This is a genomic window from Streptomyces humidus, assembly GCF_014649655.1.
Taxonomy (GTDB): Bacteria; Actinomycetota; Actinomycetes; order Streptomycetales; family Streptomycetaceae; genus Streptomyces; species Streptomyces humidus.
On the sequence record NZ_BMTL01000027.1, the window covers coordinates 124052 to 140550 of the forward strand.

Below are 16499 nucleotides of genomic sequence, written 5' to 3' on the forward strand. Positions count from 1 at the left end.
GCACAGGTCACAGCAGTGTTCGGCCCGTCGTCAGCCGGCCGGCAGGGGCTGTGACGGCGTCTCGGTCTCCCCGGCTGCGGCGGCGGACCGGCGTTCGTTGCGCCAGGACGCCGCCCAGGCGAGCACCGTGCCGCCCACGGCGTACGCGGCGAGCACCCAGAGCGCCTGCGTGACGGCGTGGCCGGAGAAGTAGACGGTGTTGCGGACCAGGGTCGTCCCCGCTCCCGGCGGAAGGAGCTGTCCGATCGCGCTCCAGAACGACGGGAGCAGCGGCGCCGGGTAGACGCCGCCGGAACTCGGGTTGCCCAGCACCACGAACAGCAGGATGACCACGCCCGTGCCCAGGAGGCCCAGCAGGGTCTGCAGGGCGAGCGCGGTCGCCGCCGAGGCGAGGACGACCAGGGCGCCGATGCCGCTCAGGGCCCAGAAGTGACCGTCGAGCGCGTCGAACACCGGTCCCACGACGGCCGCTCCGGCCGCTCCCGACACGGCCGCGTACAGCGCGAGTACCGCCAGGCGGATCACGGTGCGCTGACGGTTGGCGGGACGGGAACCGGCCGCCATGCCCATGATCGTCGCGGTGAGATAGCCGCCGATCACCCAGCCCAGCACGAGGTAGAAGGAGGTCATGCCGCGCCCGTCCCCGGCGTTCGGGGGCCGGATGTCGGTGACGGTGATCTGCCGTTTCTGCGACGTCTCGATCTTCTGCGCGATCTGCGCGGCGGTCTGCGACACCGACGGCCCGCCCGCGGAAGCGACCAGCAGGGTGTCTTGGGCGCCGGTGGCGTCGAAGAGGAAGGCGGCGTCCGCCTTCCTGGTGAGGACCCACTGCCGGGCCGCCGCGGCGCTCGGCGCCGCCGTCGCCTCGACGGGGGCGCCGGCGAGTGCGTCCAGCTGGGCGACGATCTTCGCGGACGCCTGTTGCGGAGCGACGACCGCCACGGGTATCCGGTGCGGTGTGGGGGAGTGGAAGGCCCCGACGTAGGACACGACGAAGGCGAGCTGGACGAGCAGGCCCCCGAGCACGAGCGCGAAGGCCCGTAGCGTGACCGCGTCCTTGAACTCTGCTGCGAATCCGGGCGACTTGGCGCCGTCCTCGGCTGAAGCCACGGCCGGTGAAGGGCTGGAGGGTGCGTTCACGGGCGAATGATCGCACAGGCAGATGAATCCGTGGCTCCGCTTCGCCCGGCGCCGGTGGGGACGTCGACGCCCACGACGGCGTCCACGGCGTCCCTCTCCCGGCGCGGCGGCCTACGTCCTCCGTCCGCCCGCCACCGTGACCGTCGCCCCGTCCACGGTCATGGGAGTCCTGACGCCTTGACATCCTCGAACCCCGCGGCTCCCGCGCTTTCGCCGGACGCCGGCTCGGCGACGGCGCGCCTGTTCGCGTCTGTTCCGGGGCGGAGGGCCGTTCACGGCGGCGGCTCCCGCCCTGCGAACAGGGGGGAGCCGTCCGGATGCCCGTGAGCGTGCGACGTCCGTGCGTCAGGCGTGGCGGTGCGAGTGCCGGTTGCCGGTGACGAGGCGGTAGAGGGCGAGCAGGATGAAGGATCCGACGATCGCGGCGATCCAGGTGGAGAGATCGAAGAACCCGTCGATGGAGTCGACGCCGAAGATCACCTTGCCGAGCCAGCCGCCGAGGAGACCGCCCGCGATGCCGATGAGCATGGTGATGATGATGCCGCCCGGGTCCTTGCCCGGCATCAAGGCCTTGGCGATGGCGCCGGCGAGCAGGCCGATGATGATCCACGCGATGATGCCCATGATGCGTCTCCGCTTCGTCTTGTAAGAACGGTGTCAGCTCACGTGTGCACCGTCCGCGCCCGTGCAAACGTCTCTTTTCCCGAGTCGTCGACCGGACGGCGAAAGATCTTCGGCCGCTCGCGCGGGGCTGCCGTCACTGCGCGGCGTCGGCGGGACCTCGCAACGCCAGGTACACGGACCAGACCACGGCCACCAGCGGCACGGCGACCACGGCGCCGACGACCCCGGCCGCGACCGCTCCGCCCACGACGGCCAGAGCGACCACCACCGGGTGCAACCGGACCGCCCAGCTCATCACGAGGGGATGCAGGAGATGACCCTCGATCTGGCCGATGACCACGATCAGGATCACCACCAGCAGGGCGATGAAGACCCCCTTCGCCGCGAGGGCGACCACGGCCGCGATCGCCAGGGCGATCGGCGAGCCGATCAGGGGGATGAAGGCGGCCACGAACTCCAGCAACGCCAGCGGGACGGCGAGCGGCACCCCGAGAACGAACAGCGCGACGCCCACGAGGATCGCGTTGGTCGCCGCCACCAGCAGGATGCCGCGCGTGTACCCGGTGAAGGTCCGCCAGGCCGCCCGGCCCGCCACCATGAAGTTCCGCCGTCCCCCGGCGGGGAGCTGATCGCACACCCACTGCCACTGCCGGTCCCCGGAGTGCGTGAAGAAGGCCGAGCAGAACAGGGCCAGGGCGAGCACGGTCACCACCTCCACCAGTCGGCTCGCCCCGCTGAGCGCCGTGCTGAAGAGGGCGGAGCGGTGGCTGGACAGGAGTTCGCCGATGCGGGACCGGAGATCGTCGAACGCGTGCGACGAGAGCCGGAAGGGAGGCCCCTCGAGCTGACGCTCGATCCGGTCGACGCCCGCCGCGAACTCCTTCTGCAGCCCGCCACGCTGACCTGCCGCGGACTCACCCACCAGCGTCAGCACACCGAGGACGAGGAGGACGCCGCCGATGAGCGCCGCGGCCACCGCGAGCGGACGGGGCACGAACCGGGCGAGGAAGCCGGCCACGGGGCGCAGCACCGTGGTGATGACCAGACCGAGGAAGACGGCGACGGCGATCTGGTGGAACTGCCCGAGCAGCGAGAAGGCGACATGGACGACGATGCCGACGGCGATGATCCGCCAGGCGTACGCGGCCGCCGTCCGCAGCAGGTCCGGCACGCGCGGATCCGTGCCGCTTCGGCGTCCGGGCGGCGAGGCGGGGCGATCCGGGGGTGTGGACACCCCATGCCCGTACCACCGGTCGGCCTGGCGATCGCGGCGCCGACGCGGAGTTCCCCCGAAGGCCGGTACCGGTCGGGTGAAGCGGGCCGCCGCCTCGCCCGACGAGCGGCGGCCGGGGGCGGGCAGGGGAGCCGTCCTGGGCGTTCGTCCGCCTCGGGTCTCGGCGAGTGAGCCGGTGGAGGAGTTCACTGACCCGCTGGGTGCGACGGACCACGACGTGCCCTCCCTGCCGACGGCGGTGGACGAGACCGGAGTCCTCGAGCCGGGCGCAGGGGCGGGACAGCGTGCCGAGCGCGTCGGCGGCGTGCGGCGAGCCGAAGCCGTCCGACTGTCACATCCCTGTGCGGGCCCGGTCACAGGCCTCCGCCGAACCCGCTTCACCCCGCGCCCGGGCCCGGACCGCCGTGGCACCATGCTCGCTCAGGCACCGCGTCCAGGGGGGACACATCATGCGCACCCGCGTCACCATCGTCACGGCGGCACTGCTCCTCGCCGCGCTCACCGCCTGCTCCTCGTCCGGGTCCGGCGACGACGGCCCGGCCGCCGATGACTCGGGCGCCCCGGTCGACGAACCCACCGTCAGCGTCCCCGCCGCACACCAGGGCGACGACCTCAAGGCCGCCGTCGCGGTCTACACCGCCGCCTACTTCGCCGGCGACGCGGACACCGCGTACAGCATGCTGTCCACGCGCTGCGCGAAGAAGGTCGCCAAGGGCTCGTACGCCGACGTCGTGAAGCAGGCGTCGGCCGAGCACGGCGAGGACCATGCGGTGAGCGACGTCCAGGCCGAGGTGTCCGGCATGACGGGCCGTGCCACCTACAAGGTGACGGGGCTGCCCGAGTTCGATCGGAAGGCGCAGCCGTGGGCGCTGGAGGGCGACGCCTGGAAGTACGACGCCTGCTGACCCGCTGCGACACGTCCTGGCCGTTCGATCGCCCGGCGACGACGTGCGGCGGCGCCTCGGCGTGCGGTTCCGCGTCGGCGGCTCACGGTCTCGGCGGCGGCCGGTCTCAGCGGCGGCCGGTCTCCGCGGCGAAGGCGTCGAGCAGGGCGAACGTCCGCGCCGGCTGCTCGAGATGGGGCAGGTGGCCCGCTTCCGGCACGGTGGCGAAGCGTCCGTCGGGGAAGGACGCGGCGTACTCCTTGCCGTAGGCCGGGGTCACGATGCCGTCGCTCTCACCCCACACGACCAGGGTCGGGGCGGTGACGGCCGCGAGCCTGGGGCGCAGAGCGGGGTCGCTCATGCCGGGGCCGCCGGAGAAGACGCGCAGGGACGCCATGTTGGCCTGGATGCCGGCGAGCCGCTCCGCCGGGACGGTCGCCGGGTCGACGTAGAAGCGCTCGGAGTCGTGGTAGGCGTGCTCGGCGACGCCCCGCGCGTCGAGGCCGAAGAAGTCACGGACCGGCTCGCCGTCGACCTCGATGCCGACCGCGTTCACCAGGACGAGCCCGCTGACCAGGCCCTCCGTGTCGGCTGCGGCCAACTCGGCCCCGATCCAGCCGCCGAGGGAGGAGCCGATCACCAGGACGTCGGACAGGCGGCGTTCGCGCAGCAGGCGGAGGTAGACGGCGGCGAGACCGCCCACCGTCGTGAGGTCGGCGGGCCGGGGGGCGCCGTTCCAGCCCGGATGGGTGGGCAGCAGGGTGTGTGCGGTCGCGGCGAAGTGCTCGGCGACGGGGGCGACGGTGAAGGGACCGCCGCCGCCGTGCAGGACGAGGACGGGGCGGCCGGCGGCGGGGCCGGATTCAGTGAGCGTCAGTTCCGAAGTCATGACGAGGACCCTAACTAAGGATGTTTATATAAGCAAGTTTAGTTGAGGTGCTAGCCTGGCCGGCATGGCCGTTGAACCGCAGATCCTCGGAAGGGCCGTGAAGGCCGTCCAGTACCGCCAGCACCGGGCGCTCGACAGCCGCCTCGCGTCGGTCGGCAGCACGCTCGCCCAGTGGGACGCCCTCCGGGCGATCGGCCGCACACCGGGAGCCAGTGCGCGCGCACTGGCGGCGGCGACGTTCCAGAGCGAGCAGGCGTTCGGCACGCTCGCGGGACGGCTGGTGGCGCAGGGGCTGGTGGACCGGCGCCCCGGACACGGCCGGCGCATCGAGCACCACCTCACCGCCGAGGGGGAGCGGGTGCTGAACGCGGGCCACGAGGTGGCGGACTCGGTGCTCCGGCAGTGCTTCGGGCAACTGACGGAGCCGGAGCGGGAGACGCTGCTGCGTCTGCTGCTGAAGATCGAGGGGCCGCGGCCCGAAGGCCGGGCGGGCTGACCGCACCGCCGGACCCGGGACGACGGACCGGCGCGCCGCGGGACGTCGTCCACCAGGCCAAACGGCTGCCTCAGGTGACGTCGTGCAGATCCGGGGAAGAAGGTGCGGCAACCGATGGGAGGTTGTCGTGGAGGGTGGAGATCTGGAACTGGGCGAATTGCTGGCCGCCGCGGAGGCGGCCCCGCCCGGTGAGTCGGTCGACGTGGTGGCACACGACCTGCAGAAGCGGTTCGGCGCCGAACACGTGTCGTTTCTGTTCGCCGATCTCGTCGGGCGACGGCTGGTGCGGCTCGCCGCGGTCGGTGACGACGACGCCGTCGACGCCGGGCCGATCGACCTGCGGGGCAGCGTCTACGACGAAGTCCTGCGCAGCCAGCGCCAGCACGTGGAAGCCGACGGCCAGGGCGGGCAGCGCGTCATCACGCCCGTCACCAACCGCGGTGACTGCATCGGCGTGCTGGAGGTGACCCTGCAGTCCGTGGACGAGACCGTGCTGCGGCAGGTCCGGGAGGCGGCACACGCGCTGGCGTACATCATCGTCACCGACCGGCGCTTCACCGATCTGTACCACCTGGGCCGCCGCACCACCGAGACCAGCCTGGCCGCCGAGATCCAGCACCAGTTGCTGCCCTCGGCCCCCTGCTGCGAGGGGGAGCAGTTCACTCTCGCCGCCGGACTGATCCCGGCCGACGACATCGGCGGCGACACCTACGACTACACCCTCGACCGCGACACCCTGCACCTGTCCATCACCGACGCCATGGGCCACGACACGAACTCGGCCCTGCTGGCCACCCTGCTGGTCGGAGCGCTGCGGCGGGCCCGCCGCAGCGGCTGTGACGCGCTCAGGCAGGCCCAGCACGCGCACCAGGCCCTGTTGAGCCACAGCCGCGGCCTGGCCACCGGGCAGTTGCTCTGCGTCGACCTCGACACCGGCCTGTGCGACCTGGTCAACGCCGGTCACCCCTGGCCGCTGCGGCTGCGCGACGGCGCCGTCGAGGAGGTCAGACTCGCCGTCAACCTGCCGTTCGGCGTGGCGGCGCCCACCTCCTTCCGGGTGCAGGAACTGCAACTGCTGCCCGGCGACCGCCTGATCCTGCTCACGGACGGCATGCAGGAACGGGGCGCCGCGGCCGCCGACCTCGCCTCGATCGTCCACGGCAGCCGCGCCCTGCACCCGCGCGAGGCCGTCCAGAGGCTGACCGCCGCCGTGATCGAGGCCTGCCACGGCAGTCTCAGGGACGACGCCACGGTCGTGGTGCTGGACTGGCACGGCAACCGCCGCCGGCCGGCCGCAGCGGGACCGGATCCCCGACGGTGAACGAGCGGGCGCCGCAGCGGGCCTGACAGCCACGGACCCTCATCCCAGCAGGGCCTCCTCGACGGTGGGACGGCAGGGGATGAGCATGTCGATGCCGACCAGGTGCAGCACACGGGAGACGGGCGCCTGCGCGCCCGCGATGCGCAGCCATCCCTGAGCGCCACTCGCCCGCTGATGGGCGGCGACCAGGACGTTGATCCCGCTCGAGTCCATGAAGGTCACACCGCTGAGATCGGCGACGATCCGCGGCGGCGTCGCGCCGTCCCCGGATGTCAGCGCCCGGCCGAGCACATCCGTCACGTCATGGTCGATCTCTCCGCGCACCCGCACGACGCGGACGCCGTCGACCACTTGGGGACGGACGGAGAGCCGTTCCGGCGGGTCGGTTCGCTGGTTGTCCGTCACGGTCTCCTCGACTGCGCTCGGGGCGGCCCCGGGAAAACGGGCGTGCGCGGGATTCTGCCCCGATGCCATGGCGGCATGCACCCGGGCGGCCGCGCCTGACCGCACCCGCCGGACGACATCCCTGGCATGAACGACGCCGTCGTGGGTACCGGCGCACGTGAACGGGGGAGTGAGGGCGAACGCGTGGAATCCCATGCCGACGATGACGGCTGCAGCGGTCCGGACGAGTACCTGATGCGGGCCGCCTACGCGCTGGGAGCGGACGACGGCTGCATCGCCGACGCCCGCCACCACGCCGTGGCCTTCCTCGACCGGGCCCAAGCCGAGCATCGTCTCCCCCTGCCGGCGCGCGTGCGGGACCTCACCCAACTGGTGGTCAGCGAGCTGGTCACCAACGCCCGCAAGTACGCCCCCGGACCCGTGCTGATGGAACTGCGCATCACCGCCGGCAGCGTCGACGTCGTCGTCCGGGACAGCGACCCCAGCGTTCCCGCGGCCCGGGCCGCCAACCCCGGGCGCATCGGCCAGCACGGTCTGGAGATCGTCAAGGCCGTCACCGAGGTGCTCTTCGTCGAGCAGGAGGCGGTCGGCAAGCGCATCACGGCACGCATCGCCCTTGCCGAGCCGCCCGGCAGCGGCGCCCACGCGGCCCACACCCTGACCTAGCGTCCAGCGCACCACGGTCGCCTTCCGGCCCCGCCGGCCGCGGCACGCCGCCATCGACACGGCGGTGCCGCACTGCAGTCTCGAGCTCGCAGGGCCCGACGGAGCCGGGGTCCGTGCGGCAGGGCGAAGTGAGACCGCGTCAGAAGTCGCTCCCACCGCGCCCCGAGCCCACCTCGCCGCCGGCCCGGTCCGCGGTGCGCGACGGGAACTGAACGGCTCCCGCGTCCGACCCGTAAGGAGGAGACGGATACCACCAGGGGGAACGAGGCGGTGATGATCATGCGCAGGCGCGGGGAGTGTTTCCCCGGGGGCATGACACCGTCGAACGGCATGACCGCGTCCAGGGCGGTGCGGAGCGTGCGCGCCGCCGTGTTCGCCGTTCTCTGCGTCCTGCTCGCGGCGGGAGGCCATACGCTGGCCACCGGTGTGACGCCCGCGGCCCGGGTGCAGATCGCCGGGGCCGCGGCGGTCTTCGTGGTCGCCTGTCTGCTGGGCGGTCGGGAGCGGTCCCTCGTCGGCATCGGCGCGGGCACGCTGGCGTCGCAGGGCGCGCTGCACCTCGCCTTCCACGCCGCCCGGCCGCACCCCGCGACGGTCATGCACGGGATGCGGATGTCTCCCTCCGCCCATGTCCTGAGCCCGCACGCCGTGAGCCCCCACGTCCTGAGCCCGCACGCCGTGACGCCCCACGCCACCGTCGCCCACCTCGTCGCCACGCTGGCACTGACCTGGTGGCTGCGGCGCGGTGAGGCCGCGCTGTGGTCGCTGCTGCGGTGGGCCGTCGCTCTCGTGTCGGGGCTCGCCGCCTGGTGGCGCCTGGCGAGGAACCTCCGCGGCGGTCCGGGGACTCCCGCTCGCGTGCGCTGCGCGAGCGGCGGGACGCGCCCGCCGCGCCGGGCGCGGTTGCGGTACGCCGTGCACCGGCGGGGACCGCCGACGGGGACGTCGTACGCGATCTGACCTCACACGTCCCTCGTCCTTCAGTACGGAGACCTCCTCAGCCATGTCCACGACCCGCACCACCACCCGTCTGCGCCGCACCACCGACCTGCGCCGCGCCGGGGCCGTCACCGCCCTCGCCGCCGCCGCGGTCCTCGCCGCGGCCGGCGCCGCCTCCGCGCACGTCACCGTGCACCCCGAGAGCTACGCACAGGGCGCCACGGACGGCGTCCTGACCTTCCGCGTCCCCAACGAGGAGAACACGGCCGCGACCACGAAGGTGCAGGTCTTCCTGCCGACCGACCACCCCCTGCTCGGCGTGCTCGTGTCGCCCCGGGACGGCTGGACCGCCAAGGTCACGAACACGAAGCTCAGGACGCCGGTCAAGACCGACGACGGCACCGTCACCGACGCCGTCTCCGAGATCACCTGGACCGGCGGGAAGATCGGCGCCGGGCAGTTCGAGGACTTCGACGTGGCCTTCGGGCAACTGCCCGACGACGCCGGCCGGCTCGCCTTCAAGACCCTGCAGACGTACGCCGACGGCAAGACCGTCCGCTGGATCGAGGAAGGGCAGGCCGGCGGCGACGAGCCGGAGAACCCGGCCCCCGTCCTCGAGCTCACCGCCAAAGCCGCCGACGGGACGGCGGAGGGGACGGCGCAGAACGGCGCCGCCGCCCCCGACCCTTCGACGGCCACGAAGAACTCCCGCGGTTCCTCGGTCACCGCGTCCGCCGACGACTCGACCGCCCGCGGGCTGGGCGTCGCAGGGCTGGTGGCCGGCGTGCTGGGGCTGGTGGCGGCGGCCTTCACCGCCGTCCGCAGCCGCTCCGCCGGATCCCGGCCCGAGTAGGCCGGTCGTCGCCCCCTGCCGAACCGGTCGCCGTGCCGTGGAACTCTGTGTGTCCTGTATCACTCTCCCCGACGTGAGTGACGGGGCGGGGCTCCGTGCGTACCCACCCGTGACGGGCGGTGGCCGGATGCGAGGATGAGGCGGTCATGACTGCTGGGCGGGGTGCGCGCACGGTACGGGCCGCGGTGTTCGCGGCCGTCTGTGTGCTGCTCGCCGCCCTGGGCCACGTCCTGATGTCGGACTCCACCGTGCCCTGGTGGACGATGTCCGCCGGCTTCGCCGTCACCAGCGTCGTCGGCTGGACCCTGGCAGGCCGTGAACGCGGGCTCCCGACGGTGGTCTCCGTCGTGGTCGTCGCCCAGGGCGCGCTCCATTCGGCCTTCTCCTGGAGCGGTTCGGCGGCAGCAGGATCCGGCGCGGTCACCTCGGCGCAGGGCATGAACGGCATGTCCATGAGCCCGATGCCCATGGACGCGATGGACCCGGGCCCGATGGGATCCATGGCTCCCACGGGATCCATGGGGGCCGGTGGATCCCCGGGCATGGGGCAGGCAGCGCACTCCCTGTCCGCCGGACCTCTCGGCCACATGGCCCACGGCGCGGGCATGTCCTCGCTGGGCATGCTGGCCGCCCACACGCTGGCCGCCCTGCTGACCGGTCTGTGGCTGGCGTACGGCGAGCGGGCCGCGTTCCGGCTCCTGCGGGCCGTCGGCGGATGGCTGGCCGCTCCGCTGCGGCTGCCCCTCGTCGTCCTGCCCGTTCCGGCGCGGCGGCCCAGGCTGCGGCCGGCGCGCGAACGCGCCGAGCGGCTCCCACGGCTGACGCTCACCCACACGATCATCTCTCGAGGGCCTCCGGCAGGGACCGCTGTCATCTGAGACAGCCGGTTTCCCCGAGGCCGTTCTTCTGCCGCCGCATCAGCCGGCTCCCAGGCTTCGGGCACGGGGCGCGCACGGCGCACGCCCCCTCCCACTTCCCTGTCCCGGGACCGCCCCAGCGGCGTCTCTCGTGCCCGGCGCGCACCGCACGTCCGGCGTGTTCAGCACCCGGCGTGTTCAGCAGCCGCTCCGCGCGCGTCTCGCGCCGCGCGGGCTCGGTCCCGGACCCTCCGAGAAGGACAACAGGTGATCACTCCTGTCCTCCCCCTGCCGTCCGAGAAGCGCGAAACGGGATGCGTGACGGCGGACCGACCCGCCGAGACGACGCCGGCCGACGATCCGGCGACCGCCTGGGCCCTCGCCGCCCGCACCGGCGATCCCGACGCTGTCGACCGCTTCGTGCGTGCCCTGCGTCCGGACGTCGTCCGCTACGTCACCTATCTCTCCGCCGACCGCCAACTGGCCGACGACCTCACCCAGGAGACGTTCCTGCGGGCGCTGGGGAGTCTGCACCGGTTCGAGGGACGCTCGTCCGCCCGCACCTGGCTGCTGTCCATCGCGCGCCGCACGGTCGTCGACAGCCTGCGGTACGCCGCCGCCCGGCCGCGGCCGGCCGACGTGGACGACTGGACGATCTGGGCCGAACGCGCCCAGCCCGGCGGTCTGCCCGGATTCGACGACGGCGTGGCGCTGCTCGACCTGCTGGACGCGCTGCCGGCCGAGCGCCGCGAGGCGTTCGTCCTCACCCAGCTGACCGGCCTCCCCTACGACAAGGCCGCCGAAGCCAGCGGCTGCCCGGTCGGGACGATCCGCTCCCGGGTCGCACGGGCCCGCGCGGCCCTCGTCGTGCTGCTCGACGAGGCCGAGGGGCTCGGCGCCCCGAGCGCGGCCGCCTGACGCGCGGAGCGCCGGCGCCCGCCCGAGCGGGGGCGCCGGCCCCCGCCCGTCCTCGCCGCCGGACGGTGACCGGGGAGGCACGGGCGTCGACGGCGAGTTCCTTGACCGTTTCATGAGTCGTTCGGGCGGAAGCGAGGTGCATGAGAAACGGCCGGCGGGCAAGGTGCGAAGGGTGACACGCGTCGGAATCGTTCTGTTGACCTTGCTCGTCGCTCTCGTGGCCGTGGCGGTCGGGATCTCCCTGTACTGGCTGTTCGCCGCTGTCCCGCTGCTGTTTCTGGGGTTCCTGGGAGCCTGGGACCTGCTCCAGCGCCGCCACTCGGTGCTGCGCAACTATCCCGTCCTGGGCCACGCCCGCTACCTCATGGAGCGGATCCGTCCGGAACTCCAGCAGTACTTCATCGAGCGGAACTACGACGGGCGCCCCTTCGACCGGGACGTGCGCAGCATCGTCTACGAGCGGGCGAAGGGCACCGCCGCGGAGGAGCCGTACGGCACCGAACGCGACGTCTACCAGCCCGGCCACGAGTTCCTGGTCCCCTCGATGGCGCCCTGCGAGGTGCCGAAGACACCGCCGCGCGTGCACATCGGCGGCCCCGACTGCACGCGCCCCTACGACATGGCACTGCTCAACGTGTCGGCCATGAGCTTCGGGTCCCTGTCGGCCAACGCGATCCTCGCGCTCAACGGCGGCGCAGCGGCCGGAGGCTTCGCCCACGACACCGGAGAGGGCGGCCTCTCCGAGTACCACCTGCGTCCCGGGGGCGACCTCGTCTGGGAGATCGGCACCGGCTACTTCGGCTGCCGCACCGCAGACGGCGACTTCGACCCCTCGGAGTTCGCCGACAAGGCCGCACACGACCACGTCAAGTGCGTGTCCCTGAAACTGTCGCAGGGCGCCAAGCCGGGGATCGGAGGAGTCCTGCCCGGGGCGAAGGTCAACGCCGAGATCGCCCGGGTCCGGGACGTGCCCCCGGGGAAGACCGTCGTCTCACCGCCTTACCACAAGGTCTTCTCCACGCCGCGCGAACTCGTGCGCTTCATCGCTCACATGCGGGAGCTGGCCGACGGCAAGCCGACCGGGTTCAAGCTCTGCGTCGGGTCGCGCCGGCAGTTCCTCGCCGTGTGCAAAGCCATGCTGGAGGAGGGCGTCACTCCCGACTTCGTCGTCGTGGACGGCGCCGAGGGCGGTACCGGCGCCGCGCCGCTGGAGTTCGCCGACCACGTCGGCACCCCGCTCACCGAAGGACTCCTCACGGTGCACAACGCCCTGGTCGGAACGGGTCTGCGGGACATGGTCAAGGTCGGCGCGAGCGGCAAGATCGCCACCGGCGCCGATCTGGTCAAACGCATGGTCCAGGGCGCCGACTACGGCAACGCCGCGCGGGCGATGATGTTCGCCGTCGGCTGCATCCAGGCCCAGCGCTGCCACACCAACACCTGCCCCACCGGAGTCACGACCCAGGACCCCCGGCGCGCCCGTGCCCTCGACGTCGGCGACAAGACGCCGCGCGTCCGGCGCTTCCAGGAAGCGACCGTGGCCGGCGCCCTGCAGATCATGGCGTCCATGGGCGTCACCGACCCCTCCCAACTGCGTCCGCACATGCTCCGACGACGCATCGACCCCTACACCGAACGCTCCTACGCGGAGCTGTACGAGTGGCTCGAGCCGGGGCAGCTGCTCGCGGAGCCTCCCCTGGCCTGGGCGGCCGACTGGAAGGCCGCGGACCCTGACCGATTCACCGTCTGAACTGGAGCACCAAGTGGCCCGTACCGTTGCCCGCGTCATCGTGGACGCACTGAGCGAACTCGGCGTACGCCAGGTCTTCGGCGTTGTGGGAGACGCGCTGAACCCCGTGACCGACGCCATCCGCACCACCGAGGGCCTGGAGTGGGTGAGCTGCCGGCACGAGGAGGCGGCGGCCTTCGCCGCGAGCGCCCAGTCGCAGCTCGGCGACACGATCGGCGTCTGCATGGGCACCGTCGGACCCGGTTCCGTCCACCTGCTCAACGGGCTGTACGACGCGGCGAAGAGCCGTACCCCGGTGCTGGCGATCGCCGGCCAGGTGCCGCTCGCGGAACTGGGCAGCGACTACTTCCAGGAGATCGACAACGACGCCCTCTTCAGCGACGTGGCGGTCTTCCGCGCCACGATCACCTCGCCCGACCAGCTGCCGCAGATGCTGGAGACCGCGGTGCGCAACGCCCTCGGCCGCAAGGGGGTCGCCGTCCTGACCGTGCCAGGCGACCTGGGGGAGCAGAAGCTGACCGCCGACCGTCCGGCACGGTTCTCCCTGAACATGCCCCTGACCCGCCCCGACGAGTCCGCCGTGGGCCGGGCCGTGGAACTCCTCGACCGCGCCGAGCGGGTCACCCTGCTCGTCGGACAGGGCGCGCGCGACGCACGGGCGGACGTCCTCGCGCTGGCCGACCGGCTGGCCGCGCCGATGGTACTCACCCTGAAGGCCAAGGCCGGTTTCGAGGGCGACGCCAACCCCTACCAGGTCGGCCAGACGGGACTGATCGGCAACCCGGCGGCCGCGTCGGCACTCCAGGACGCGGACACGCTGCTGCTGCTCGGCACCGACTTCCCCTACCGGGACTGGTATCCCGAGGGCCGGACCGTCATCCAGGTGGACACCGAGGCCGCCCACATCGGCCGCCGGGTGCCCGTCGACGTCGGGCTCGTCGGCGACACGGGCGTCACCGTGCGCGACATCCTGGCCCGGCTCGACGCCGCGCCCGCCGGGACCCGGGGCGCACGCGACCGCTCGCACCTGGAGAAGGCGCGCGCACGCTTCGACAGGTGGCGCGCCGGACAGGCTCGGCTGGCCGACCCCTCGCACGACAGGGGTCTCGTGGGCCGCGTCCGCTCCGCACTGGACAACCGCGGCCACGACATCCGCCCGGAGGCGCTGGCCGCCCTCGTGGACCGGGTCGCCGCCGACGACGCCGTCTTCACCTCCGACACGGGCATGGCCACGGTGTGGCTGTCCCGCTTCGTCGAGATGCGCGGTGAGCGGCGGCTGATCGGCTCCTACAACCTCGGCTCCATGGCCAACGCCATGCCCCAGGCCCTGGGCGCCCAGTGCCTGGACCGTGAACGCCAGGTCGTCGCGTTCTGCGGCGACGGCGGGCTCAGCATGCTCCTCGGCGACCTGATGACGCTCAGGACGCACCGCCTTCCCGTCAAGCTCGTCGTCTTCGACAACCGCCGGCTCGGAATGGTGAAGCTGGAGCAGGAACAGGCCGGTCTTCCCGAGTTCGGCACCGTGCTGGACAACCCCGACTTCGCGGCCGTCGCCGAGGCCATGGGCATCACCGGCATCCGCGTGAGCGACCCGGCGGACCTCGAGGCCGCGGTGCGCCGCGCCTTCGACACTCCCGGCCCGGTGCTGCTGGACGTCCTCACCAATCCCGACGAGATCGCCGTCCCGGCGAAGCCGACCGTCGAGCAGGGCTGGGGTTTCGCCGTGGCCAAGGTGAAGGAGGTCGTGCGCAGCCGGGGGGAGGCCGGCGACGACTGAACAGGGGAGCGGAACGTCCTGCCGACGGGACACGGGACCCTGGCCGACCGATCTCCAGCACCCCGGACCGCACCGGATCCGGGTCCCGGAGATCGGTCGGCAGGAAACAGGCATGCACGCCGGATCACGGGGTAGCCGCGTCCTTGCCGGAGCAGGGACCGGCGAGAGAGACGCTGATCGACAGGGAGGGGCACATCATGTTGACGACGACCGCGCAGGCTGCTGGGCGGACCGTGGAGGTTCCGGAGATCGCGGATCCGTCCAAGGTGGCGCCGAAGGACGCGCGGGAGTTGTCGAAGGTGTTCTTCGACCAGCTCACGGTGCTGGAGGAGGGGACGCCCGAGTACCAGTACGCCCGCAACACGCTGATCGAGATGAACATGTCCCTGGTCCGCTACGCCGCCGGCCGGTTCCGCAGCCGCGGACCGGAGGAGATGGAGGACATCGTCCAGGTCGGGATGATCGGTCTGATCAAGGCCATCGACCGGTTCGAGCTCACCCGTGAGGTCGAGTTCACCTCCTTCGCCGTGCCGTACATCGTGGGCGAGATCAAGCGCTTCTTCCGCGACACCTCCTGGGCCGTGCATGTGCCGCGACGTCTGCAGGAAGCACGCGTCCAGCTGGCCCGCGCCAACGAGGAACTGCGCAGCCGTCTGGGCCGGACGCCGACCACCAGGGAACTCTCCGAGCTGATGAGCCTGCCGGAGGAGGAGGTCGTCGACGCGCAGCTGGCCTCCAACGGCTACCGGTCCGCCTCCCTCGACGCGGCGATCAGCGGCAGCGAGGACGGCGAGTCCGCGCTCGCCGACTTCATCGGCGACGAGGACGCCGCCCTCGGTCTGGTCGAGGACTTCCACGCCCTCGCGCCCATGCTCGCCGAGCTCGACGAGCGGGACCGCAGGATCATCCACTGGCGCTTCGTCGAGGAGCTCACCCAGAAGGAGATCGGCGAGCGTCTGGGCGTCTCCCAGATGCACGTCTCCCGCCTGATCACCCGCATGCTGACCCGTCTGCGGGAGGGAATGCTCACCACCCGGTGACGGATTTCGGCGTCGCCGCCGCGGCGGCACGCCGCGACCGCACACGCCAGGGAGGCGCCGCCCCCGTCGGCGCCGGACGGATCCGGGCGGCGACGGGGGCTCGTCGTGTTCGTCCGGCTCCCGGCCCCGGACGCACATGCAGGGGACGGCGACGGTATCCGGCGAGCTCCACCGCAACGGCGGCGAGGGGAACTTCCGCGCCGCCGTTGCCGGGCTGTGCCTGCGGGCGTGCGTTCGGGGCGGGGGTGGGGTCAGCGCCTGGTGTAGAGGAGGCCGATCTTGTCGATCTCCTCGCCGGCGCGGCCGTGGAATCCGGCGAGCTGCCATCCCGTGGGCGTGGTTCGTGTCACGCAGTCGGAGGTGGTGGTCCCGCCGGCCAGGCTGCGCCCGAGGTTGGTGGTGAACCTGGCGTAGAAGATCCGGGTCAGGCCGTCCTTCTGGCCCTGGCAGAGCTGGGTGGAGGTGACGTACTCCCCGCTGCCGAGCGTCAGGGTGGACGCCGTCCCGCCGGTGCCGCCGTGGGCGAGGACCTGGCCGTTGCCGAGGGTCAGGCCGACGCCGTCGACGCGGGAGCCGCTGCGCAGCGAGAGGCTGACGGGACGTGCGCCGGCCGGCACGGCGTCGATGTCGTTGTAGTAGTCGCCGTGGGGGCCGCCGAACTGGTCGCTGAGCTGGAGGTCGGGGTTGCGGGTCCAGGAGAAGGCGG

At 72.5% G+C, this 16499-nt stretch carries 17 protein-coding genes; 11 read left to right on the forward strand and 6 right to left on the reverse strand.

Annotated features, from left to right (window positions below; all coding sequences use genetic code 11):
* Window positions 1–30: 30 nt before the first annotated feature.
* The 3 genes from IE239_RS28825 to IE239_RS28835 form a co-directional block, all read right to left on the reverse strand.
* Complete coding sequence (locus tag IE239_RS28825) at window positions 31–1140, reverse strand: ABC-2 transporter permease (protein ID WP_190152338.1); 1110 nt, start codon at window positions 1138–1140, stop codon at window positions 31–33.
* A gap of 345 nt (window positions 1141–1485) precedes the next feature.
* Window positions 1486–1764 (reverse strand): GlsB/YeaQ/YmgE family stress response membrane protein, encoded by a 279-nt coding sequence (locus tag IE239_RS28830; protein ID WP_069773456.1) that lies wholly within the window; start codon window positions 1762–1764, stop codon window positions 1486–1488.
* A gap of 133 nt (window positions 1765–1897) precedes the next feature.
* On the reverse strand, window positions 1898–2935 hold the full coding sequence (locus tag IE239_RS28835; RefSeq protein ID WP_229878370.1) for an AI-2E family transporter: 1038 nt from the start codon (window positions 2933–2935) through the stop codon (window positions 1898–1900).
* 512 nt (window positions 2936–3447) lie between these two features.
* On the opposite strand from IE239_RS28835, the gene IE239_RS28840 reads away from it, so the two are divergent.
* The gene (locus IE239_RS28840) at window positions 3448–3903 is read left to right on the forward strand and encodes a hypothetical protein (RefSeq protein WP_190152340.1); all 456 of its coding nucleotides are present in this window, start codon (window positions 3448–3450) and stop codon (window positions 3901–3903) included.
* A gap of 106 nt (window positions 3904–4009) precedes the next feature.
* On the opposite strand, the gene IE239_RS28845 is transcribed toward IE239_RS28840, so the two are convergent.
* Complete coding sequence (locus tag IE239_RS28845) at window positions 4010–4771, reverse strand: alpha/beta fold hydrolase (RefSeq protein WP_190152341.1); 762 nt, start codon at window positions 4769–4771, stop codon at window positions 4010–4012.
* A 64-nt stretch (window positions 4772–4835) separates the two neighbouring features.
* Between IE239_RS28845 and IE239_RS28850 the strand changes: the two genes are divergently transcribed.
* Together IE239_RS28850 and IE239_RS28855 are read left to right on the forward strand one after the other, a co-directional pair.
* The gene (locus IE239_RS28850; protein WP_190152342.1) at window positions 4836–5267 is read left to right on the forward strand and encodes a MarR family winged helix-turn-helix transcriptional regulator; all 432 of its coding nucleotides are present in this window, start codon (window positions 4836–4838) and stop codon (window positions 5265–5267) included.
* 127 nt (window positions 5268–5394) lie between these two features.
* Window positions 5395–6588: a PP2C family protein-serine/threonine phosphatase gene (locus tag IE239_RS28855; RefSeq protein ID WP_190152343.1), complete on the forward strand. Its 1194-nt coding sequence runs from the start codon at window positions 5395–5397 to the stop codon at window positions 6586–6588.
* Between the two features lie 39 nt (window positions 6589–6627).
* Here IE239_RS28855 and IE239_RS28860 read toward each other — a convergent pair whose 3' ends face one another.
* On the reverse strand, window positions 6628–6993 hold the full coding sequence (locus IE239_RS28860; protein WP_229878371.1) for an STAS domain-containing protein: 366 nt from the start codon (window positions 6991–6993) through the stop codon (window positions 6628–6630).
* Window positions 6994–7176: 183 nt separating this feature from the next.
* On the opposite strand from IE239_RS28860, the gene IE239_RS28865 reads away from it, so the two are divergent.
* The 8 genes from IE239_RS28865 (at window position 7177) to IE239_RS28900 (ending at window position 15793) form a co-directional block, all read left to right on the forward strand.
* Complete coding sequence (locus IE239_RS28865; protein ID WP_190152345.1) at window positions 7177–7659, forward strand: ATP-binding protein; 483 nt, start codon at window positions 7177–7179, stop codon at window positions 7657–7659.
* Window positions 7660–7989: 330 nt separating this feature from the next.
* Window positions 7990–8619 carry a hypothetical protein gene (locus IE239_RS28870; protein WP_190152346.1) on the forward strand — a complete coding sequence of 210 codons (630 nt, stop codon included), beginning with the start codon at window positions 7990–7992 and terminating at the stop codon, window positions 8617–8619.
* A 43-nt stretch (window positions 8620–8662) separates the two neighbouring features.
* The gene (locus IE239_RS28875; RefSeq protein ID WP_190152347.1) at window positions 8663–9451 is read left to right on the forward strand and encodes a YcnI family protein; all 789 of its coding nucleotides are present in this window, start codon (window positions 8663–8665) and stop codon (window positions 9449–9451) included.
* A gap of 146 nt (window positions 9452–9597) precedes the next feature.
* The gene (locus IE239_RS28880; protein ID WP_190152348.1) at window positions 9598–10329 is read left to right on the forward strand and encodes a hypothetical protein; all 732 of its coding nucleotides are present in this window, start codon (window positions 9598–9600) and stop codon (window positions 10327–10329) included.
* A gap of 246 nt (window positions 10330–10575) precedes the next feature.
* A complete protein-coding gene (locus IE239_RS28885; protein ID WP_190152349.1) occupies window positions 10576–11226 on the forward strand; it encodes a sigma-70 family RNA polymerase sigma factor in 651 nt (216 codons plus the stop codon).
* 172 nt (window positions 11227–11398) lie between these two features.
* On the forward strand, window positions 11399–12976 hold the full coding sequence (locus tag IE239_RS28890; protein WP_190152350.1) for an FMN-binding glutamate synthase family protein: 1578 nt from the start codon (window positions 11399–11401) through the stop codon (window positions 12974–12976).
* Between the two features lie 13 nt (window positions 12977–12989).
* Window positions 12990–14753 carry a thiamine pyrophosphate-dependent enzyme gene (locus IE239_RS28895; RefSeq protein ID WP_190152351.1) on the forward strand — a complete coding sequence of 588 codons (1764 nt, stop codon included), beginning with the start codon at window positions 12990–12992 and terminating at the stop codon, window positions 14751–14753.
* A gap of 197 nt (window positions 14754–14950) precedes the next feature.
* Complete coding sequence (locus tag IE239_RS28900) at window positions 14951–15793, forward strand: RNA polymerase sigma factor SigF (RefSeq protein WP_190152352.1); 843 nt, start codon at window positions 14951–14953, stop codon at window positions 15791–15793.
* Window positions 15794–16044: 251 nt separating this feature from the next.
* On the opposite strand, the gene IE239_RS28905 is transcribed toward IE239_RS28900, so the two are convergent.
* Window positions 16045–16499: jacalin-like lectin (locus IE239_RS28905; protein WP_268254540.1), on the reverse strand; the 455-nt coding region annotated here is incomplete at its 5' end.

Excerpts from the sequence above, each read along its gene's own strand:
- IE239_RS28830 (WP_069773456.1), bottom strand. The coding sequence starts at position 1,764 with ATGGGCATCATCGCGTGGATCATCATCGGCCTGCTCGCCGGCGCCATC.
- IE239_RS28840 (WP_190152340.1), top strand. The coding sequence starts at position 3,448 with ATGCGCACCCGCGTCACCATCGTCACGGCGGCACTGCTCCTCGCCGCG.
- IE239_RS28845 (WP_190152341.1), bottom strand. The coding sequence starts at position 4,771 with ATGACTTCGGAACTGACGCTCACTGAATCCGGCCCCGCCGCCGGCCGC.
- IE239_RS28850 (WP_190152342.1), top strand. The coding sequence starts at position 4,836 with ATGGCCGTTGAACCGCAGATCCTCGGAAGGGCCGTGAAGGCCGTCCAG.
- IE239_RS28870 (WP_190152346.1), top strand. The coding sequence starts at position 7,990 with ATGACCGCGTCCAGGGCGGTGCGGAGCGTGCGCGCCGCCGTGTTCGCC.
- IE239_RS28875 (WP_190152347.1), top strand. The coding sequence starts at position 8,663 with ATGTCCACGACCCGCACCACCACCCGTCTGCGCCGCACCACCGACCTG.
- IE239_RS28880 (WP_190152348.1), top strand. The coding sequence starts at position 9,598 with ATGACTGCTGGGCGGGGTGCGCGCACGGTACGGGCCGCGGTGTTCGCG.
- IE239_RS28900 (WP_190152352.1), top strand. The coding sequence starts at position 14,951 with ATGTTGACGACGACCGCGCAGGCTGCTGGGCGGACCGTGGAGGTTCCG.